Raw genomic sequence first — 15,185 nt, 5'->3', positions numbered from 1 at the left:
ATCGTCGTGGGTCCGTTCCGTGAGCTGTCTTCTAAACGTCCTCGGCTACGTCTGCGATGACCGCCGAGCCGAATAAATCAGCGTTTCCCTAGGCGAAACACACGGCGCGCAATTGCCCGTGACCCTCCCCCCCCTCCGGAGGGGACCCGTTGGCCTCACCGCGCCGACGCGATCGCCTTCGTCATCGCGGCGTCGAGCTCGCGGCGGAACACGGCGGCGACGACACGCTTGCCGACGCCGCGATAGTCGAGGTGTTGCCGCACGTCGTGCGCATCCTCGAACTTCATCATCAGTTTCAGGCCGGCGGCTTTGCCGCGCGTCTTCTTCGTCCGCTGCCATACACCATCGACGACGCCGGCTTTGGTCTGCACCTTGCCGATGAAGACGTTCGGCTTTCCCTTCAGCCGGGCCATCGCCGAACGCGGCAGGTTCCCATACTGGTTGACCTTCTGCGCTATGGGCTTGATCAGCGCACGGCTGTTCAGCTTATTCTTGCCACCGACCTCGTAGGGGAGCAGGTACTGCACTGCGATCGGCTTCACGTACACGATCGCGACCGGATTCGACTTCGTCGCACGCTTGATCGCGACCGAGTTCAACGTGAAAGGCGTCGGGTTATCGAGCACCTTGGTCATGTTCTCGCGCTCGGCGTCGCGCACCTTCTCGGCTGTCGCGTTGATCGCCTGTGCTGTAGCGAACGGCAGCTGCTTGCGCGCGAGCGCATCGAGCTTCTTCGACAGCGCGCGAATGTCTGATTTCACCGAGAGCGTGAGCATCGCGCGCCGCCAGAATAGAAAAGCCCCGCACGGCCAGTTGCCGGCGGGGCGAACAGCGCGTTTCCGCGCTTCCCCACACGCTCTCGCGAGACAAACGAAAAAGCCCGCGAACCTTTCGGCTGGCGGGCTTTCGGAAGACGCATCTTCCCGGGACTGAAATATACGCTGCTTTTTTCTGGCTCACAACCCCTTTTTCTCATGCACTGGGCGAGAGGCGCTCCAACAGGTCGGAAAGCTCGCATTGCTCCCATGTCGATAACAGGTCTATCGGATCCCGGCCGTACCCGGTCGGTCCGGCCCAATCGTCGAACGAAGCGCGCCGCCCGTCCGGTGCGATCGCGTGATCCACGTAGTCGAGCTCCCCCGCGTCGTTGAAGAACGTGATCCGCCAATCGCCAAAGGTGAATTCGACATTTCCGGAGCCGACATTACGCCAATGTATATCGCCGACCAGCTTCACGGCGACATCGCCATTCAGGCTCTGCCGCAAAATCTCTACCACCTCGGCTGCTGCAATCACCATCACGCCGCCTCCCCGATCTTGATCAGGTGCTTCGCGACCAGCATCGGCAGCAACGCTGCCTTCCCGGCCTGATAACTCGCATGCTGATCACCAGCTCGCGTGTTGCTCCAGACATCGCGCCCGCACTCCTTGTTTCGCATGCTCACCGAGATCGCCGCACGCTGCTCGGCCGGCAGCAAGTCGATGCAGAGCTGGATCTGTTCGGCTTGCTGGTCCTCGACCCATTGTTCGGCCTGCTCGTCGAGCTCTACGTCGCTCATCGGCGTTTCGTACCCGCGGCACGTGCGATCCTCCGGGCGATAGAAATGCGCCAGCTGCTCGGCGTGCGACTGCCGGATCTGCCAACGATACCAGGTCAGCAAGAGTTCTTCGATTTGTTGGCTCTGATCGGGCGTCATGGTCATCCTGTCGTCGAATTTGATTTTCACCGCAGACCCGCTGCGGCTCGGTGCTTGGAATACGGGCCTCGGATGTACTGATCGAACCGGGATTTCGCGGCGCGGTCGTGATCCAAAAATGCGCGACTCTCAATGCAGCAGCGCGCCCGGATGAATTCGGCCGCGTCGGCCGGCGTGTTGGCCGGCTGCCCGATCGACTGCATCCATTCGAGGAAAGCCGGCTCGTTCGCCCATAGGCCGGCGAGTCGCGCCACCGGGCCGCCCTTGGGATGTTGTGTCGAGCCCATCACGGCATCACCCGGAAAGGGATGCCCCAATACAGCATCCAGTCGATGAGAGATTCGCGGATCTCGATCGTGCGCGGAAACGAAAATTCAATTTCTCCGCCGTCGACCTCGCGGCCGACCACCGGGCATCCGTTGAACGCGATGACGCGATCACCCGACTTGCCGTCGACGCGCCGCGCCGCGCAGGAAACCAACGGCGCCGGCACCGACGAAAGCTCAATGCATGCGATTTCGCTCATGCCAGGCTCTTCAGGAGGGATTGGAATTGGCGCAGCTTTTCGAGGTTGGCCACGTTTTCGGCATTGCCCTGCTCAATCGTGAGCGCCGCCGTTTCGATGTCCGATGCGAGCATCACGAGTTCTGTAGCGACCGTCCGTGCGCGCTCGGCCAGCTTCGAAAGGATCTCGATCGGCGGAATCGGTTGATCGGCGTGTACGTCGGCAGTTTTTTCAGCTTTCTGATCCGGCACTTTCAATACCTCCCTTTCCCTGACCTCGATGCGTTGATAACGGCCGCGGCTCGGCTCGCGAATCAGCCCTGAATCCTTCAGTCGGCCAAGGCACCCGTCGATTACTGCGGCGTCCGGCGAGCTCTTCGTTACGCGCAAGAGGTGGCCGGCGATTTCCGAACGCGACCACGCTTCCTGAATCGGCACCATCTCGAGGACCTTTTTCGCGATCGCGGACAGCCCGCTCAGAGCAGCTTGATATTTCGCCGGCGTCATTCCTGATCCTCCAAATTCCGCACAAGCTCACCGCTGTCCATGAATTGCGCGAGCTCGCGCGATTTCTGGTTTCGATAGACGTATGCCTTCGTTCGGAACACGCCAGGCGCCACCCATCGCGGATCAACCTTCGGCATACGACCGCGGTGCATTTCCGGAATGAACGCATCTACCTCGACGGCCGTAATCAACTGGCGCTTGACGGTCGCGATGCGAGCGATCCGGAAAACGGTCGCGTCGATCTCGCGCGTACGCTCGTAGAAGATCGTGCCGCCAGCGCCGCGACGTCTCGGTGCGCTGCATGTGCCGTCCGGAATCTCAACCCACAATCTCACTGGCAATTTGCCTCTCCCATCTTTCGGGCCCGCACCGGCACCCAAGCCTCGTAAGCGACGTCCCACGATGCGAATTTGTGCTCGCGCAGCCCTGGTCCCTGATCAATCAGTGAGTGGCAATTCGCGCAGCCAGGCACCGTAAATTCGTGGCGCGCCTTGATTCCTATGCCCTTACCGTGCTTCGCCTGGTTCGAGTGGCACGGAACGACCGTTTCCCCGCCGCCGAGACAGCCGCACATCCGCAGATAGCAAGACTCACCGCGGCAGGCCGCGAGATACTTCGAGCCTTCGGCGACGGTCGGCCGCTTCGCGCGCCGCGTCACCGCCTTCTTTCTCGGGGCCAGCTCGGGAAGCGGTGAGCTTTTACGGGACCAAGAACCGCGCGCCATCGGCGTCTTGCGCGGGCCGAAACCTGAACGCTTCATGCGGCAACCTGTGCGCACTGCACCATTGCGCGGATCGCCTTGCCGGCCCATACGATCGACTCGTTCAGCTGCGCCTCCAGCGCGCGCTCTTCGGCAATGCGCTGCTGAATTCGAGCGGATCGTGCCGAGCCACTGGTGTCATATCCAGCTTGGTACGGTTTGCCCGTGTACGTCAGGGGGTGGACGGCATGCCCCTTCGCACCTGGCGCGTAGACCTGCTCTCCCCTGACGAGATACCCGGCCTCAAGCAAATGGCGGATCAACTCGCGCGTGCTGCCGGTATTGCCTTTACCAAGCCTCCGCGTGATTTCGCCGGCATGGATGCCCGGGTTCGCCTTCACACACTCGATGATTTTTTTCGAGACCGGCCCCACCTTTCCGTCAGCCATCAAACCTCCTTGATCGTGATCCCGTGCACCGCCAGCATGGTTTTTCGCTTTTGGATGTACGTTGGGTTCTTCCGGGTGATCGGCGACTTCACGTCCTCGACCACCTGCTTTCCCGTTGCGCCGTCGACGTAGACGAAGTCAGCGATGTATTTCGAAATCCGCTCCCACGTCCCGTCGTCACGCTGCAGGCGCCCGGTCAGCACGTACGGCACTTGCAACCGCAATTCCCGGATCAAGCCGGCCGCCTGCATTCGGACCAGCTCGAAATACCTCGCGCGCTCTTTCTCGCTGTCGAACCGGATGCCGTCGTGCTCGCACTTCCGATTGCGGTACTTCGGCGCCGACGCCGGTTTCGTCAGGCTGGCGATCGCCTTCGACAACGGCGCCGGCGCTCCGATCTGCGCCGCGACGTCCGCCGACCGGGCGATGCTCGTGGCGATCGCGGGTGCACCGATGCCGTCCGCGATGTCGTCGAATTCAGACGGCGGTTGTACGCCGGTCTGCTGCATCAGCTGCCGCGAGGCCGAGCCGCGGCCCACGGCCCAGCTGTCCCGCACCCGAGCCGTCCCTACGGTTTGAGCGTCTGCGTCGATCCGCATCGGCCAAGTTGTTCGCTTCGTCATGCTTTCTTCCCGCTATCGACGTAATTCCGCAGTTCGCGACGCGCGATCTCAGCCGCTGCGCTCCCGTTGCGCTCACGCACCGCGGCGATCAGCGCGTGCGCCTTACCATTTCGGCCTGCGCGCGCATCGCGCACTGCGGCCATGAACCGATCGAGGCATTCCTTCGGCGTCATTTCTGGCTCGGCTCGTCGTTGTAGAAACGCCAGAGGCGCTCGTACACCTCGCCGCCGTACTTCGATTCGGCAGCAAGATCCTGATCGCGCCACACGCCGGGGCCCGCCGCCTTGAAAACGCGCCGGCGATACGAAACGGCGTTTTCCTCCTCGCCGCGGACGACGCCGAGCTCAGCACCCCGCGCCTCGATGCCCTGCGGCGTTTCGTGCCACGCACTGCGAGCGCCGGACGCAGTGCCGGCCGCCTTGGCGATCCGCATGCGACCTGTCGTGTCACCGAACCCCTTGGGGCTGACCAGGTAGTCGAATCCCGCGTGCGGCGGAAGATCGACCTTGTCCCGAACAGCCGGGAAGTAGCGCGCCGCCGCCTCCACGTCGCCTTTCAGGTGCGTCAGGAATGCCCGAATAGCTCCGGCGCGGGCCTCGACGAATACCGCAGCGTCCACCGTGCCGACTCGCTCCCCGAGTGCCTCGTTGAAGGCGCGGATCACGGCAAGTTCGACATCGCTGTACGCGGTCTGGAATTCGTCCATCCAACCGCCCGCGTTCAGCCACGTGGCTGCGTGCGGGATGAATTGCGGGTTTTGCCACTGCTCCGAAGTCTTGGCCCGCCCCAGACCTGCCATCAGGTCGTTGAAGAGCTGCTCGTCCGGGTTGCGCTTGGCAAACGCCTTTTCCGCCTTGTCCTTCGATCGCTTCTTCGGGTAGGCCGCCCAAAAAATATCGAAGCGATCGCGCAGCGAGCGCGAAAGGGTTTCTCTTGGAGTTGTCTCTTGGTTATTTCTCTTGGAGTTGTCTCTTGTGGTTATTGAATCGATAACCCCTCCCTTATCGTTTTGATAACCCCCCGTGTTCGTTTCGATAACCCCCCTGTTATCGTTTTGATAACCCCCCACCTTCGACAGATCGACCTTCGCCTTCCCTTCCCACTGGGAAACGTCCTTGTTAATCGCAAGGCTTGCCGCGTACTTGCCGGCTATCCGCAGCACCACGCGCATGTCGACCAGCTCGTCGATTGCGCCGGAGACGTTCGGCGGGAGCACCCCGGTTTTCGTGTGGAACTGCGTCAGGCTGATTTCGTCACTGGCCTTGTCGTAGCCGTACGTCTGACGCATCAGGACGAGCAGCACCTTGTAGTGCCGCTTGCCCAGATCGGCCAGCGCGAGCGCTTCGAGGATGCCGTGAGACACGCGGGTGTACCTTTCTTCGGAGTGGGACGGCCGGGGACGTTCAGACAGCTGGATTACTTCGGCCAGCGCCATATCACGCCACCGGCAGACCGAGCAGCTCTTGCGACTTGCCCGTCGCGGTGCATTTGCGCGTGCCGCGCTTCACCAACAGGCCGGCGTCGAGCAAAGCCCGAACGCGGCCGCACACGCTGGAGAGTTTGAGATTCGTCCGCGCCGAGATGTCCTCGCGCGTGAGCAGGACCTCGGTCGAATCGAAGCAGTCCATCACCATCTGCTGCGTGGCCGAGAGTTTCGCCACCGAAATGGAGTGATAGCTGTCTTGCTGCGTCTCGGAGACGCGATGCCCGGTGCGGGCGCTGAAAAAGTCAGTCATGCGGCTCTCCTGCGGCCGAAGCCGCTTAGGACTACGAAACCCAGACACAAGCGCTTTCCGACGAAAACGCTTGTGACGGGGTTCCTGCCGCTAGATCACCGGGTTCCGCATTCCCCGAAGCCTTCGCGCGCGCACCGGCAATTGCTGCCGATCACGTTCCCCTGCGCGAGATAGTCCATATAGCCCTTGGTCGTGACGACCAGGCCGAGCGCCATAAATACCGTATTCAGGTGCTCGAGCGTGATGCCCGCGGAATTCTTCAGGATCTTCGACGGCATCGACTCGTCCCAGCCAGTCGCCTCGATGATCGAGGCCTTCGCCTTCGGATCTGCCATCGCCTCACGCAACAGGCGCTCGACGACCGGCGTGCTGCGCGGGCCGGCGAAAGAAATAGGTTGTGCCACTGCATTCATTGTTGTTCCCCGATATTCAAAAATCCGGGAATGCCCCGGAATACCACTTTCTCTAGACTGCTTACATCACAACTGGATGCGAACCACCGCTATGCGAGAATCGAAGCCTCTGACCTCTTCAACCACCACACAACGGGGTTCGCATGACTACGGAAACGCAAAACCTGATCGAGCAACTTGGCGAAACTGTCGGGGCGCCCATTGCAGCCATGGGAATAGCGCTTACTCATTTGATTCAGCACATGCACAACGCTGGGATCGTCAACAAGGAAGCGCTCGCCACCAGCTTAGAAGCCACGGCCAAGGTTCAGCCGCCAGAACTCATGAACGCCGAAGCCATCGCGAGAAACCTGTACAAACTCGCCCAACAAATCCGCGCCGCCGAGTCGGTCGACGCGCCAACGCGGATTCAGTAACGCCTGCAATCTCACGCTGGATGTCGTTCGCCCAGTCAGGCGTGATAACGGTGCGAGCGAGCTGGATTCGCTCGCCCGGAAAAAGCGGCGCTACGCGGCGGGGCATATCAGTCGCCCTCCTTTCGATCCGGCGTTCCGGCAGGGGGTTGGACGTCGTCGGATGCATCCGTACTTTCAACTTCCCGAAGCGGATGCAGAAACAAGTCCGGCCATGCCAGCTTCACGTCGGCTGGAATACCGCGCGTTTTCCAGTTATTGACTCGCTGTACCGCCCCGCGAGAAGTGAGCCCCATCAAGCGGGCAGCAGCCGCAGAGCCGCCAAGGCGCTCGATGCGCTCGCGGTCTACCTCGATCGAAGAAGAAGTTGGGTTGCTCATGCCGAGCATTAAACACCACGTTTATGGAAAAAGCAAACATGGCGTTTATCAACAAGACGTTTACATGCGCGACCATTGCGCCTATGGAAAAGCCCGTTCACGAATCCGTCAGGCGCCTGCTCTCCGCTGCCCACAAGATTGACAAGGGGATAGAGCGGCTGGCCGACCTAGCTAAGGCGCTCAACCAGAGCGAGCAAACAATAAACAACTGGGCTTACAGGGGAAATGGCGTATCAAAGCAAGGGCGCCTGCTGGCCCAGAAGCTATGGGGGGTAAGCGCGACGTGGATCGAAGATGGCACAGGCCCCGAAATGGCGACCGCGACTGGTGACAACCCTGACGCTCGGGCTCCGTCCCTCCTGCAGTATCCTGTCAGTGCAAAAAACTTTCGCTTTGTATACGTGATCGGCCGCGCCCAGGGAGGGCTGCCGGAGCGAATTTGGACTGACGGGGATTATCCAGTGGGCGCCACAGACGAATACGCCGAGATCGCATCAAGCGATCCACATGCCTTTTTGGCTCCCGTTGTTGGCGGATCCATGGCACCTCGATTCAACCCGGGGGAATTTGCTCTAGTTGAGCCCGGAACTGAGCCTGAAATAGAGGACGACGTTCTAGTACGCTTGGCGACTGGCGAGACGATGCTGAAAAGATTACTGTCTCGCCGCGGAGGCATCCGGCTCGGAAGCTATGCCGAGGCCGCCACATACACCTATCAAGCTGACGAGATTTCATGGATGTACTATGTCGCGCATCCTGTACCTGCGCGGAAAATTAAAACGCGCATGTGACCGAGCGCATCCACTATTCGGGGCCCCGCAGAAAATGAAAAGACCTGGTTGGAAGGTTGTTGGCATTGTTGCACTCGCGGTCATCGGAGGCCTGTTTTGGTACCAATCGACCCATCTGAGCAAGGCCGAAATTGCATCAACTGTGAAATCAGGCCTCCAGCAAAAACTGAGTTCCGGCGACCTCTCAGAATTCCATATGTCGGTCAAGGACGTTACCGTTCTCCATGAGACGGGCAACAAATACCGAGCGATGGCAACGGTAGATTTGGAGGGGAAACCCCATCAAGTTGCTGTATCGATAGTCGCAGACGGCAATCAGCTTGCTTGGGAAACAGAGCAGGGCGCGTTTCTATTTGCCGCCCAAGAGAAGGCGCAGCAAGCTATTCGCCAATTTCAGGCCGATATGACCCGCGCCGCGTCCGAGGCAGATGCCGCTGCACGAGAAGCTCAAGAAAAAATTAACGAAAACGCCAGCGCGCCCCCTATGCCGCAAGACGTCCAAGAGTTGGCCTCGAAATGGGAAGCCCTCAATGAGAGCTGCAGGGACAGCGCCACCGATCCTGATCAGCCCGGAGGCGTCTGCGCCAAGCGCGAGAAAATGTATTCGCAGATCACTTCGGCCGGTTGGTGTTGGGGACATAAAGACGATTTTGGTTACCAGAGACATTGGGTGCGGTGCGCCCCGGGCGACGCATAGTCACTCCGACCGCCCGCCTCCCCACCCAAGGCCCGCGTGATGCGGGCTTTTTTTATTCCCTCCCCGTCCTCGTCTCGCCGCGATGGCCCAACGGTCCGCAAGAAAAATAAACGCCATGTTTGACACAAACATAAACATGGTGTTTAATCCATCCCAACGCAGCAACGATCGCTGCGTCACCGCCCCAGGCGGATCGCTCTCTAAAAATTGATTTCTTGAACCCGGGACCCTCAGGGGAGCAACCGGGCGGCTCCGCGGTGTAGCCGAGAAACGGGGTAGCTCCCGACACCATCAATCCTCAAGAGCGCGCATTCGGTCGCGGATCTCCCGCATCCACCAACCGACGCAGTGCACGCACCACACCGAGTGCGCGCCCTTGAGGGTTTCGACTGCGCTGATCGAAGGGCATTGACCTTCAGTGCCCTTCTTTGAGCGCGGTCTTGGATGTCGAATTTTTCAGTGTTTCGGCACTTATTTAGGAATCCTCAAATGGAAAAGCTTCTGATCGGCGTGTTTGCGCTCGCCGTCGTGCTCGGCATCGCGATTCTTCGCGGAGTCAAGCGAATGAACGACGACGAGCACCACCGGCACTGACCTAACGCGGAGAACAATATGAACAGCCTCCAGCTTGTATTTCGGAAATACAAACAATCGTCTGTATTCGGCAAAAAGCGCGATTGGACGCCTTTCGTGGCGCTGGCGGCGTTCTATCTGCTCGCCGGCGCGGTCGCGCCCCCGCTCGAGCGCCTGATGGGGGCTTGGGCATGAAAGCACTTCTGATCTTCTGGGCGAAGTCGTTTGCCGCGCTGCTCGTCGTCGTCCTGGTGCTCGCCCTAGCGCAGCAGTGGGACGAAGCCGATACCGCACGCGTGCGTGTCGAAATGCAGCGGAGCGCCTGACATGGTGACGAACCACTATTTGAGCCATCCGCCTGTAATCGATCCGTACACGGTCATAGACGATTTCGGCAAAGTATGGCGGCTCGTCCCGGACATGGATTACTTCGGTGACTGGTCGGACGAACAAGCAAAGGCCGCCGTGGCATTCAAGCGTTCGGGCGAGGTGCACTGATCATGGCCGGCCCGCTTCCCGTCACCGATGCCATGATCGCCCGCGAGTTCCGCCTGCAGCGCGTGCCCGGCTCTGCCGTCGACGCGATCACGAACCCGCTTATCCGCCGCTGCCTCGAGCTTGGCGCCGAAGCGCGTGCCGCCCGCGAGGCAGCTGACGAGCATCCCGTGTATCGCGACGCGAAATCTCGCGCCGCCAACGACGTCGACTAATCGCAGGGCGATGAAAAATGCCCCGATGCCACGTCCGCTGTCTCCACTGCGAAGCTCGTCGCTGCCTCCCTCGCCTGCTGTCTCAATACGTTCGGCCGCCCCGATGTCGCGTCTGCGGGAAACGGCTGTACAGGGTCGATCGCTGGATGAATCAGCGGGACACCCGAAAGATGCGCTGCGACTGCTCCGGCTACTGGTTCCCCCACCGCCGCGGCTCCCTCTTTTGCTGGTTGCGTAGCGACGGATCGGAGCGCTATCCGGGCGACCCGGATTTCGCCGACCGCAACTACGACCCTGTTGCCGCCTGATCTCAACCTCCTACAACGAGGACACCATGTCACTTTTCACGTCGCTCTATCCGCTCGCGCAAAACGCCTCGCTGACGATCCTGATCGTCGCCGAGGGCGACCAGCTGCGCGTCAACGTCATGCCGAAGTCGAAAGACGAAAAGGCCGAACAGACGCTCTACCCGCTGTCGCTGCTCGCTTCGCCCGAAGAGCTCGATCGCGACTTCGCCGAGGCGGTACAGATCTATGCACCCGGCTCGCAATCGGTACTCGAGCAAGCGCGCGCCGCCAGCGCAGCGAATGCGGACGCTGGCGCGCCGCCGGCGCTCCCGGCTCCGGCAAAAGGGAAACCCGGTCGGAAACCGAAAAACCAGACGGCCGCGGCACCGAGCACTACCGACACCCAGGCGGCGGACGCGGGCGCAACCGGCGACGGTGCGCCGGAAGTCGATCCCCGCCAAACGTCCTTGCTTGAAACCGGCGCCGGCGAGGCTGATGCGGCTCAAACGGGTGGCGGCGATACGCCGCCGGCCGACACGACCGACGCCGCGCCCGCAGCGGCGGACGAAGAAGGCGTCGACCTGCTCTGAGGAAACGACATGCAAACCGAAACGCTCATTCGCGAATTCCGCTACAACGGCGCACGTCTCACCGACCCGTCGCCGGCCTTCAGCCTCCATCAAGTCCGCGACTTCTACGGCAACACCTATCCCGAGATAGTGAACGCCGAAATCGAGGGCCCGGAGGTCATCGGTAACCGCAACGTGTATACGTTCCGCCGCGCCGTCGGCACGAAGGGGGCCGCCATGACGCTCGAGCAGCTGCGTGCCGAGCTGGTCGACGGGACGCTGCGCAAAGAAGCCGAGCACCTGCTCTCACCGACCGATGCATCGCTCAATCCGATGCGGCGCTTCATGGTCGCAGCAACGTCGCCGGCCAATGGCACACGCCTGACGCCGCCGATCAGCCACATGCCGGTGTTGCCATGAGTTTCGCGCCGCTTGCCATTCCAGCGCTCGACGACGTGCCGGCCAGCTACACGATCGGCGTCGGACGCACCTTCGCGCGCGAATTGACGCTGTCGCTGCTCGATACGCACGTCATCACCGAGGCAGATCTGGAAAAGCGGCCAAAGAGTGAACTGGAGATCGCCTCGCGCGCGCTTTCTCGCCGGTGGACGCAAATCACCGACGGCATGCGGTATTTCGACTGGCAGCTTCACATCGATCCGAAGCCTGACGGTTCCTTCTACCACTATCCCGAGACGCCCGACAGTTTGTGGGCCTCGATCCGCACGACCGACGGCCCGGTATCGTGCCGCCACGTCTACATTCGCGACGGAGTACAGGCGCTCGAAAATGTCCGTGTCGGCCTCGGCCAAACCGTCCTCGCGACGCTCTACGACGCGTTTCGCATGTTGCCCGCCTCCATCACGCCGGCCTATGCCTTGGGAATGGCCGAGTGGTTGTATTGGTACGGCGAGGCCGATGAGTCGTTGGCGCTCGAGGAAATGATGGCCTGCTACGACGTCAAGTCGGTGGACGAACTCAAATCGGTAACTGACGTCTTCACACGCTCCCAATTCTTCGACGTGATGCCCGAGTGGGTCGCGCTCCCCAGGCGCGTGCTGACCCGTCGACAGGTTCAGATCGCCGCAAAGCGAGACGACTACGCGCAAGAGGTCGTCGACGCGATGGATTCGCTCTGGAACATCGTTCGTTTCTACGGCCCGTTCGCCGACCTCCGAAGCGAGGACATAGGCGCCGACCCCATCGACTTTGCGCTTCTGGTTCGATGGAGTGACGACGACGAGATAACGCGCGTGGTCGACGATTTCCTGCACCAGGCGGCCGATGGCGACTATGTCACTGCAGGCTCTGTCACCCCGCTGAAAATTGTGGGAGACGAGTTCTCAGAGTGGTTGAAGGCGATGGAATCAACGGCGCTGCTCGCGAAAGCCGTCGAGCGCGTTCTCGCGCTGTTCGAGGCCCGGGAACGCCAACTATCCCGAATCATGGTGCGCGTATGAAAACCGTCACGATCAGCCAAGAAGGCGACGACGAGCTCGAGCTTGATTCCGGGTTTCTCTTCTACAAGTCGCGAACCAGCTCGCATATCTACGCGACGCGCCATCCCGCGCGCGTCGTCGACGGAAAGCCGATGCTTCTGGCCGGTACACCGGTCACGCTCGAGCAGTTGGCCGACATTGCCGAAATCGCAGCGCGCAAGACCAGTTATCGCGGCTTCGTCCATGACCGTGTGATCTACCTCGGCCCGAACAAGCTCGCGTGGTGGGTGCCCGCCTGCAGGCGGCAGGTATGGTTTCAGACGAAAGACAAAATCGGAGAGCGCGCCGGCGATGCCAATCACCCACCGCTGGTGTTCATTGTCGATCGCGACGACTGGTCCGTATTCGCGCTGCGCGAGAACGCTCGGCCGGCCCCGGATACGCGACTGTATACGGCGCCGTATTACAACGTCTGGGAAGACGGCGGCATCTGCGTCGGCAACGTGTCGACTCCCGAGCGGATCGATATGGACAGCATCAAGCCGTTCGAAGACGCGTTCTTTCGTAGCCGCTTCACCCACCCGAATAACAAGCAACTTATCCACAGACGCGGCGGCGCCGAGCGCCTGTGGCTCGATTTACTCGATGGTGCCGAATTCCCACTTGACCGCCTGATCGACGCGAAGAAAACACTCGCGGAAGCGATCGGCACTAATTCCGACAAGGATTGAAAATGGAAAAGCTGCTCGCTGAATTTCAGGACGCAACCAAAGAGGGCTTGCAGGGCATCGCTTCCGCGCTCGAGCGATTCTCCGCCGGAGTCGCCGACGAGATCCGCCGTGCTCAACCGCGCGCGATCGCCGCGTCCGAGGACGACGAAAACCTGCCGCTCGACATCGCACTGTTCGACAGTGCCCCGATCGTCGCTGTACCGAAGCACGCGAAATTCGTACCGCTGGAGGACGTCGGCCACCGGTTCCTCGCAACCGCCGAAGGCATCTTCGTCGAAGTGCGGCGCCCGTGGCTGCACGTGATCCAGCTGTTGACAAAGCTCCCGGACAATTCGCCGCGACCGCCGTATGGTCTGATCATGCCGAAGATCGAGCTCGCGTTCGGTCGGCTCGGCGTCGCGATCCCGTTCGTTCAGGGCTTCGCCGAGGAAGCGCGCGCGGCGCTGCCGAACGAACACGCGGCATGGATAGTGTGGGATGCCGAGGCGCAAAAGCTCGAGTACAAGGCACTGCACGTTACGACGTCATCTCCCGGCTCCATTGCGTTCGAACGCCCGGACCTGCCGCCTCACCAATCGCTCGCGATCGACCTGCATAGCCACGGAACGGGGCCGGCATTCTTCAGCGGAACCGATGACGCGGACGACGCCGGCGAAGTGAAGATCTCGGGCGTGCTCGGTGGCCTCGGCGACGGCAACACGCCGAGTGTCGCGTTCCGCCTCTGCGTGCTCGGCATCACGATCCCGCTCAAGGTGCCGGCTGAAGCGATCTTCAAGGTGCCGGAGCACGCGTAATGCACATCACGCCCGCTTACTTTCTCGACCGGCGCGTCGATGTCGTGCTGGTCGGCTGCGGTGGCAACGGTTCTCAAATGCTGACCGGCCTTGCTCGACTCAATCACGCATTGACCGCGCTCGGCCACCCCGGTCTGCGCGTGACGGCGTTCGACGGCGATACCGTGAGCGAGGCGAATATCGGCCGGCAAATGTTCAGTCCGGCCGACGTCGGTCAGTTCAAGAGCGTCGTTCTCATCCATCGCCTGAACGCGTTCTTCGGGCTCGACTGGATCGCCCGGCCTGTCCCCGCCGGCCCGCAGGAACTCGTTCACGCCGGGCCCGGCATCACGATCATGTGCGTCGACAGCGCCGCCGCCCGAGCCAAGCTCGCGCCGATCCTCGCTCGCACGTCGACTTACCTAATGGATCTCGGCAACCGCGCGAGCGATGGGCAGGTTGTGTTCGGAAATGCGCGCGGCGACGCCGAAAGCGTTCCGTTGCCCTGGCCGTACGACGTGCTCCCCGAACTGATCGACACCTCGGTACCGGAGGATGACACGCCGAGCTGCGGTCTCGCGGAGGCGCTCGAGCGTCAGGAATTGTTCATCAACCAGGCGATCGTCACGCCGGCGCTCGGCATCCTGTGGGAGTTCTTCCGGCACGGGCGGCTCACGTGGTGCGGCGCGTTCGTCAACCTGAAGACCGGGCACGTGCGGCCACTGCCGGTTCCCGAAGCGGAGAACGTTCAATGAGCTTCGAATACATCCGCAAGCACTACGGCGTGCCGGCCGAGCGCGGCCGACAAGTGAAATGCTACGGCGAGCGCGGAGTCATCGTGAACGCCGACGGCCACTATCTCTGCGTCGTTATCGACGGAGACAAGACCGAGGAGGAGCGCCTCTACCACCCGACTGACCAAGTCGAGTATGGGGAAATCGTCGACACGCCGGTGTTGCGCGAGTGGCGCTGCCTCGCTCCGTGGCGCGACGAGTTCGAATACGAAGCTTGGTTCACCGTCACCGCCAGCACGCGAAGCAAGGCCCGATACAAAGCATTCCTCGACCTCCGCGACGTCTGCGAGATGACCGGGAAGGATTTGATCCGGATCCGAGTGCGAGCTTCCCCGAGGTTGAAGCCCGGCCGAGTGGTGATCGTTCCGCCATCCGACGATCAGGACCTCCCATTCTAGC

At 61.5% G+C, this 15,185-nt stretch carries 30 protein-coding genes; 15 read left to right on the top strand and 15 right to left on the bottom strand.

Features of this window, described 5'->3' with window-relative positions; translation table 11 throughout:
• Nucleotides 1–155 precede the first annotated feature (155 nt).
• From DFS13_RS31000 to DFS13_RS30940, 14 genes are all read right to left on the bottom strand, one after another.
• On the bottom strand, nt 156–776 hold the full coding sequence (locus DFS13_RS31000; RefSeq protein WP_111442529.1) for a hypothetical protein: 621 nt from the start codon (nt 774–776) through the stop codon (nt 156–158).
• A gap of 196 nt (nt 777–972) precedes the next feature.
• Entirely contained in the window at nt 973–1,299 is a 327-nt protein-coding gene (locus DFS13_RS30995; protein WP_111442528.1) for a hypothetical protein, read from the bottom strand.
• Nucleotides 1,299–1,727 carry a hypothetical protein gene (locus DFS13_RS30990; RefSeq protein ID WP_111442527.1) on the bottom strand — a complete coding sequence of 143 codons (429 nt, stop codon included), beginning with the start codon at nt 1,725–1,727 and terminating at the stop codon, nt 1,299–1,301. Before DFS13_RS30990 ends, DFS13_RS30995 begins: the two co-directional genes overlap by 1 nt.
• On the bottom strand, nt 1,724–1,984 hold the full coding sequence (locus DFS13_RS30985; protein WP_111442534.1) for a hypothetical protein: 261 nt from the start codon (nt 1,982–1,984) through the stop codon (nt 1,724–1,726). The genes DFS13_RS30990 and DFS13_RS30985 overlap by 4 nt, the downstream gene beginning before the upstream one ends.
• Nucleotides 1,984–2,223: a hypothetical protein gene (locus DFS13_RS30980; RefSeq protein ID WP_111442526.1), complete on the bottom strand. Its 240-nt coding sequence runs from the start codon at nt 2,221–2,223 to the stop codon at nt 1,984–1,986. Before DFS13_RS30980 ends, DFS13_RS30985 begins: the two co-directional genes overlap by 1 nt.
• Complete coding sequence (locus DFS13_RS30975; RefSeq protein ID WP_111442525.1) at nt 2,220–2,708, bottom strand: hypothetical protein; 489 nt, start codon at nt 2,706–2,708, stop codon at nt 2,220–2,222. The genes DFS13_RS30980 and DFS13_RS30975 overlap by 4 nt, the downstream gene beginning before the upstream one ends.
• Nucleotides 2,705–3,037: a hypothetical protein gene (locus DFS13_RS30970; protein WP_111442524.1), complete on the bottom strand. Its 333-nt coding sequence runs from the start codon at nt 3,035–3,037 to the stop codon at nt 2,705–2,707. The genes DFS13_RS30975 and DFS13_RS30970 overlap by 4 nt, the downstream gene beginning before the upstream one ends.
• Nucleotides 3,038–3,039: 2 nt before the next feature.
• Complete coding sequence (locus tag DFS13_RS30965; RefSeq protein ID WP_111442523.1) at nt 3,040–3,468, bottom strand: nuclease domain-containing protein; 429 nt, start codon at nt 3,466–3,468, stop codon at nt 3,040–3,042.
• Complete coding sequence (locus DFS13_RS30960) at nt 3,465–3,857, bottom strand: winged helix-turn-helix domain-containing protein (RefSeq protein ID WP_111442522.1); 393 nt, start codon at nt 3,855–3,857, stop codon at nt 3,465–3,467. Before DFS13_RS30960 ends, DFS13_RS30965 begins: the two co-directional genes overlap by 4 nt.
• Nucleotides 3,857–4,480, bottom strand: a complete 624-nt coding sequence (locus tag DFS13_RS30955) for a DUF1064 domain-containing protein (RefSeq protein ID WP_111442521.1) — start codon at nt 4,478–4,480, stop codon at nt 3,857–3,859. Before DFS13_RS30955 ends, DFS13_RS30960 begins: the two co-directional genes overlap by 1 nt.
• Nucleotides 4,477–4,653 carry a hypothetical protein gene (locus DFS13_RS40440; RefSeq protein ID WP_166677935.1) on the bottom strand — a complete coding sequence of 59 codons (177 nt, stop codon included), beginning with the start codon at nt 4,651–4,653 and terminating at the stop codon, nt 4,477–4,479. Before DFS13_RS40440 ends, DFS13_RS30955 begins: the two co-directional genes overlap by 4 nt.
• On the bottom strand, nt 4,650–5,915 hold the full coding sequence (locus tag DFS13_RS30950; RefSeq protein WP_111442520.1) for a replication protein: 1,266 nt from the start codon (nt 5,913–5,915) through the stop codon (nt 4,650–4,652). Before DFS13_RS30950 ends, DFS13_RS40440 begins: the two co-directional genes overlap by 4 nt.
• 1 nt (nt 5,916) lies before the next feature.
• Nucleotides 5,917–6,216, bottom strand: coding sequence for a hypothetical protein (locus tag DFS13_RS30945; RefSeq protein WP_111442519.1), 300 nt, complete (start codon nt 6,214–6,216; stop codon nt 5,917–5,919).
• 95 nt (nt 6,217–6,311) lie between these two features.
• Nucleotides 6,312–6,551 (bottom strand): DNA-binding protein, encoded by a 240-nt coding sequence (locus tag DFS13_RS30940; protein ID WP_134163173.1) that lies wholly within the window; start codon nt 6,549–6,551, stop codon nt 6,312–6,314.
• Nucleotides 6,552–6,772: 221 nt separating this feature from the next.
• Between DFS13_RS30940 and DFS13_RS30935 the strand changes: the two genes are divergently transcribed.
• Nucleotides 6,773–7,045 carry a hypothetical protein gene (locus tag DFS13_RS30935; protein ID WP_111442517.1) on the top strand — a complete coding sequence of 91 codons (273 nt, stop codon included), beginning with the start codon at nt 6,773–6,775 and terminating at the stop codon, nt 7,043–7,045.
• Nucleotides 7,046–7,152: 107 nt separating this feature from the next.
• On the opposite strand, the gene DFS13_RS30930 is transcribed toward DFS13_RS30935, so the two are convergent.
• Nucleotides 7,153–7,422, bottom strand: a complete 270-nt coding sequence (locus DFS13_RS30930) for a hypothetical protein (RefSeq protein ID WP_111442533.1) — start codon at nt 7,420–7,422, stop codon at nt 7,153–7,155.
• Nucleotides 7,423–7,460: 38 nt separating this feature from the next.
• Between DFS13_RS30930 and DFS13_RS30925 the strand changes: the two genes are divergently transcribed.
• The 14 genes from DFS13_RS30925 (at nt 7,461) to DFS13_RS30875 (ending at nt 15,184) form a co-directional block, all read left to right on the top strand.
• Nucleotides 7,461–8,213: a S24 family peptidase gene (locus DFS13_RS30925; RefSeq protein ID WP_166677936.1), complete on the top strand. Its 753-nt coding sequence runs from the start codon at nt 7,461–7,463 to the stop codon at nt 8,211–8,213.
• Nucleotides 8,167–8,910 (top strand): hypothetical protein, encoded by a 744-nt coding sequence (locus DFS13_RS40005; protein ID WP_134163174.1) that lies wholly within the window; start codon nt 8,167–8,169, stop codon nt 8,908–8,910. Before DFS13_RS30925 ends, DFS13_RS40005 begins: the two co-directional genes overlap by 47 nt.
• A gap of 612 nt (nt 8,911–9,522) precedes the next feature.
• Complete coding sequence (locus tag DFS13_RS40435) at nt 9,523–9,678, top strand: hypothetical protein (RefSeq protein ID WP_166677937.1); 156 nt, start codon at nt 9,523–9,525, stop codon at nt 9,676–9,678.
• Nucleotides 9,675–9,809 carry a hypothetical protein gene (locus DFS13_RS40965; protein ID WP_258399109.1) on the top strand — a complete coding sequence of 45 codons (135 nt, stop codon included), beginning with the start codon at nt 9,675–9,677 and terminating at the stop codon, nt 9,807–9,809. The genes DFS13_RS40435 and DFS13_RS40965 overlap by 4 nt, the downstream gene beginning before the upstream one ends.
• A gap of 1 nt (nt 9,810) precedes the next feature.
• Entirely contained in the window at nt 9,811–9,981 is a 171-nt protein-coding gene (locus DFS13_RS40430) for a hypothetical protein (protein WP_166677938.1), read from the top strand.
• A 2-nt stretch (nt 9,982–9,983) separates the two neighbouring features.
• Entirely contained in the window at nt 9,984–10,193 is a 210-nt protein-coding gene (locus tag DFS13_RS30915; protein WP_111442514.1) for a hypothetical protein, read from the top strand.
• Nucleotides 10,194–10,339: 146 nt separating this feature from the next.
• Entirely contained in the window at nt 10,340–10,501 is a 162-nt protein-coding gene (locus tag DFS13_RS40960; protein ID WP_241308735.1) for a hypothetical protein, read from the top strand.
• Between the two features lie 26 nt (nt 10,502–10,527).
• Complete coding sequence (locus DFS13_RS30905) at nt 10,528–11,070, top strand: PRTRC system protein E (protein WP_111442513.1); 543 nt, start codon at nt 10,528–10,530, stop codon at nt 11,068–11,070.
• A 9-nt stretch (nt 11,071–11,079) separates the two neighbouring features.
• On the top strand, nt 11,080–11,469 hold the full coding sequence (locus DFS13_RS30900) for a PRTRC system protein C (RefSeq protein ID WP_111442512.1): 390 nt from the start codon (nt 11,080–11,082) through the stop codon (nt 11,467–11,469).
• Nucleotides 11,466–12,509 (top strand): PRTRC system protein F, encoded by a 1,044-nt coding sequence (locus DFS13_RS30895; RefSeq protein WP_111442511.1) that lies wholly within the window; start codon nt 11,466–11,468, stop codon nt 12,507–12,509. Before DFS13_RS30900 ends, DFS13_RS30895 begins: the two co-directional genes overlap by 4 nt.
• Nucleotides 12,506–13,219 carry a PRTRC system protein B gene (locus tag DFS13_RS30890; protein ID WP_111442510.1) on the top strand — a complete coding sequence of 238 codons (714 nt, stop codon included), beginning with the start codon at nt 12,506–12,508 and terminating at the stop codon, nt 13,217–13,219. The genes DFS13_RS30895 and DFS13_RS30890 overlap by 4 nt, the downstream gene beginning before the upstream one ends.
• A gap of 2 nt (nt 13,220–13,221) precedes the next feature.
• Complete coding sequence (locus DFS13_RS30885) at nt 13,222–14,013, top strand: PRTRC system protein A (protein ID WP_111442509.1); 792 nt, start codon at nt 13,222–13,224, stop codon at nt 14,011–14,013.
• Complete coding sequence (locus tag DFS13_RS30880; protein WP_111442508.1) at nt 14,013–14,747, top strand: PRTRC system ThiF family protein; 735 nt, start codon at nt 14,013–14,015, stop codon at nt 14,745–14,747. Before DFS13_RS30885 ends, DFS13_RS30880 begins: the two co-directional genes overlap by 1 nt.
• Nucleotides 14,744–15,184, top strand: coding sequence for a hypothetical protein (locus DFS13_RS30875; protein WP_181461632.1), 441 nt, complete (start codon nt 14,744–14,746; stop codon nt 15,182–15,184). The genes DFS13_RS30880 and DFS13_RS30875 overlap by 4 nt, the downstream gene beginning before the upstream one ends.
• Nucleotide 15,185: the final 1 nt, after the last annotated feature.

This window comes from Burkholderia sp. 28_3 (genome assembly GCF_003253915.1).
GTDB lineage: Bacteria > Pseudomonadota > Gammaproteobacteria > Burkholderiales > Burkholderiaceae > Burkholderia > Burkholderia cenocepacia.
This window is presented reverse-complemented; position numbering and strand designations above follow the sequence as displayed.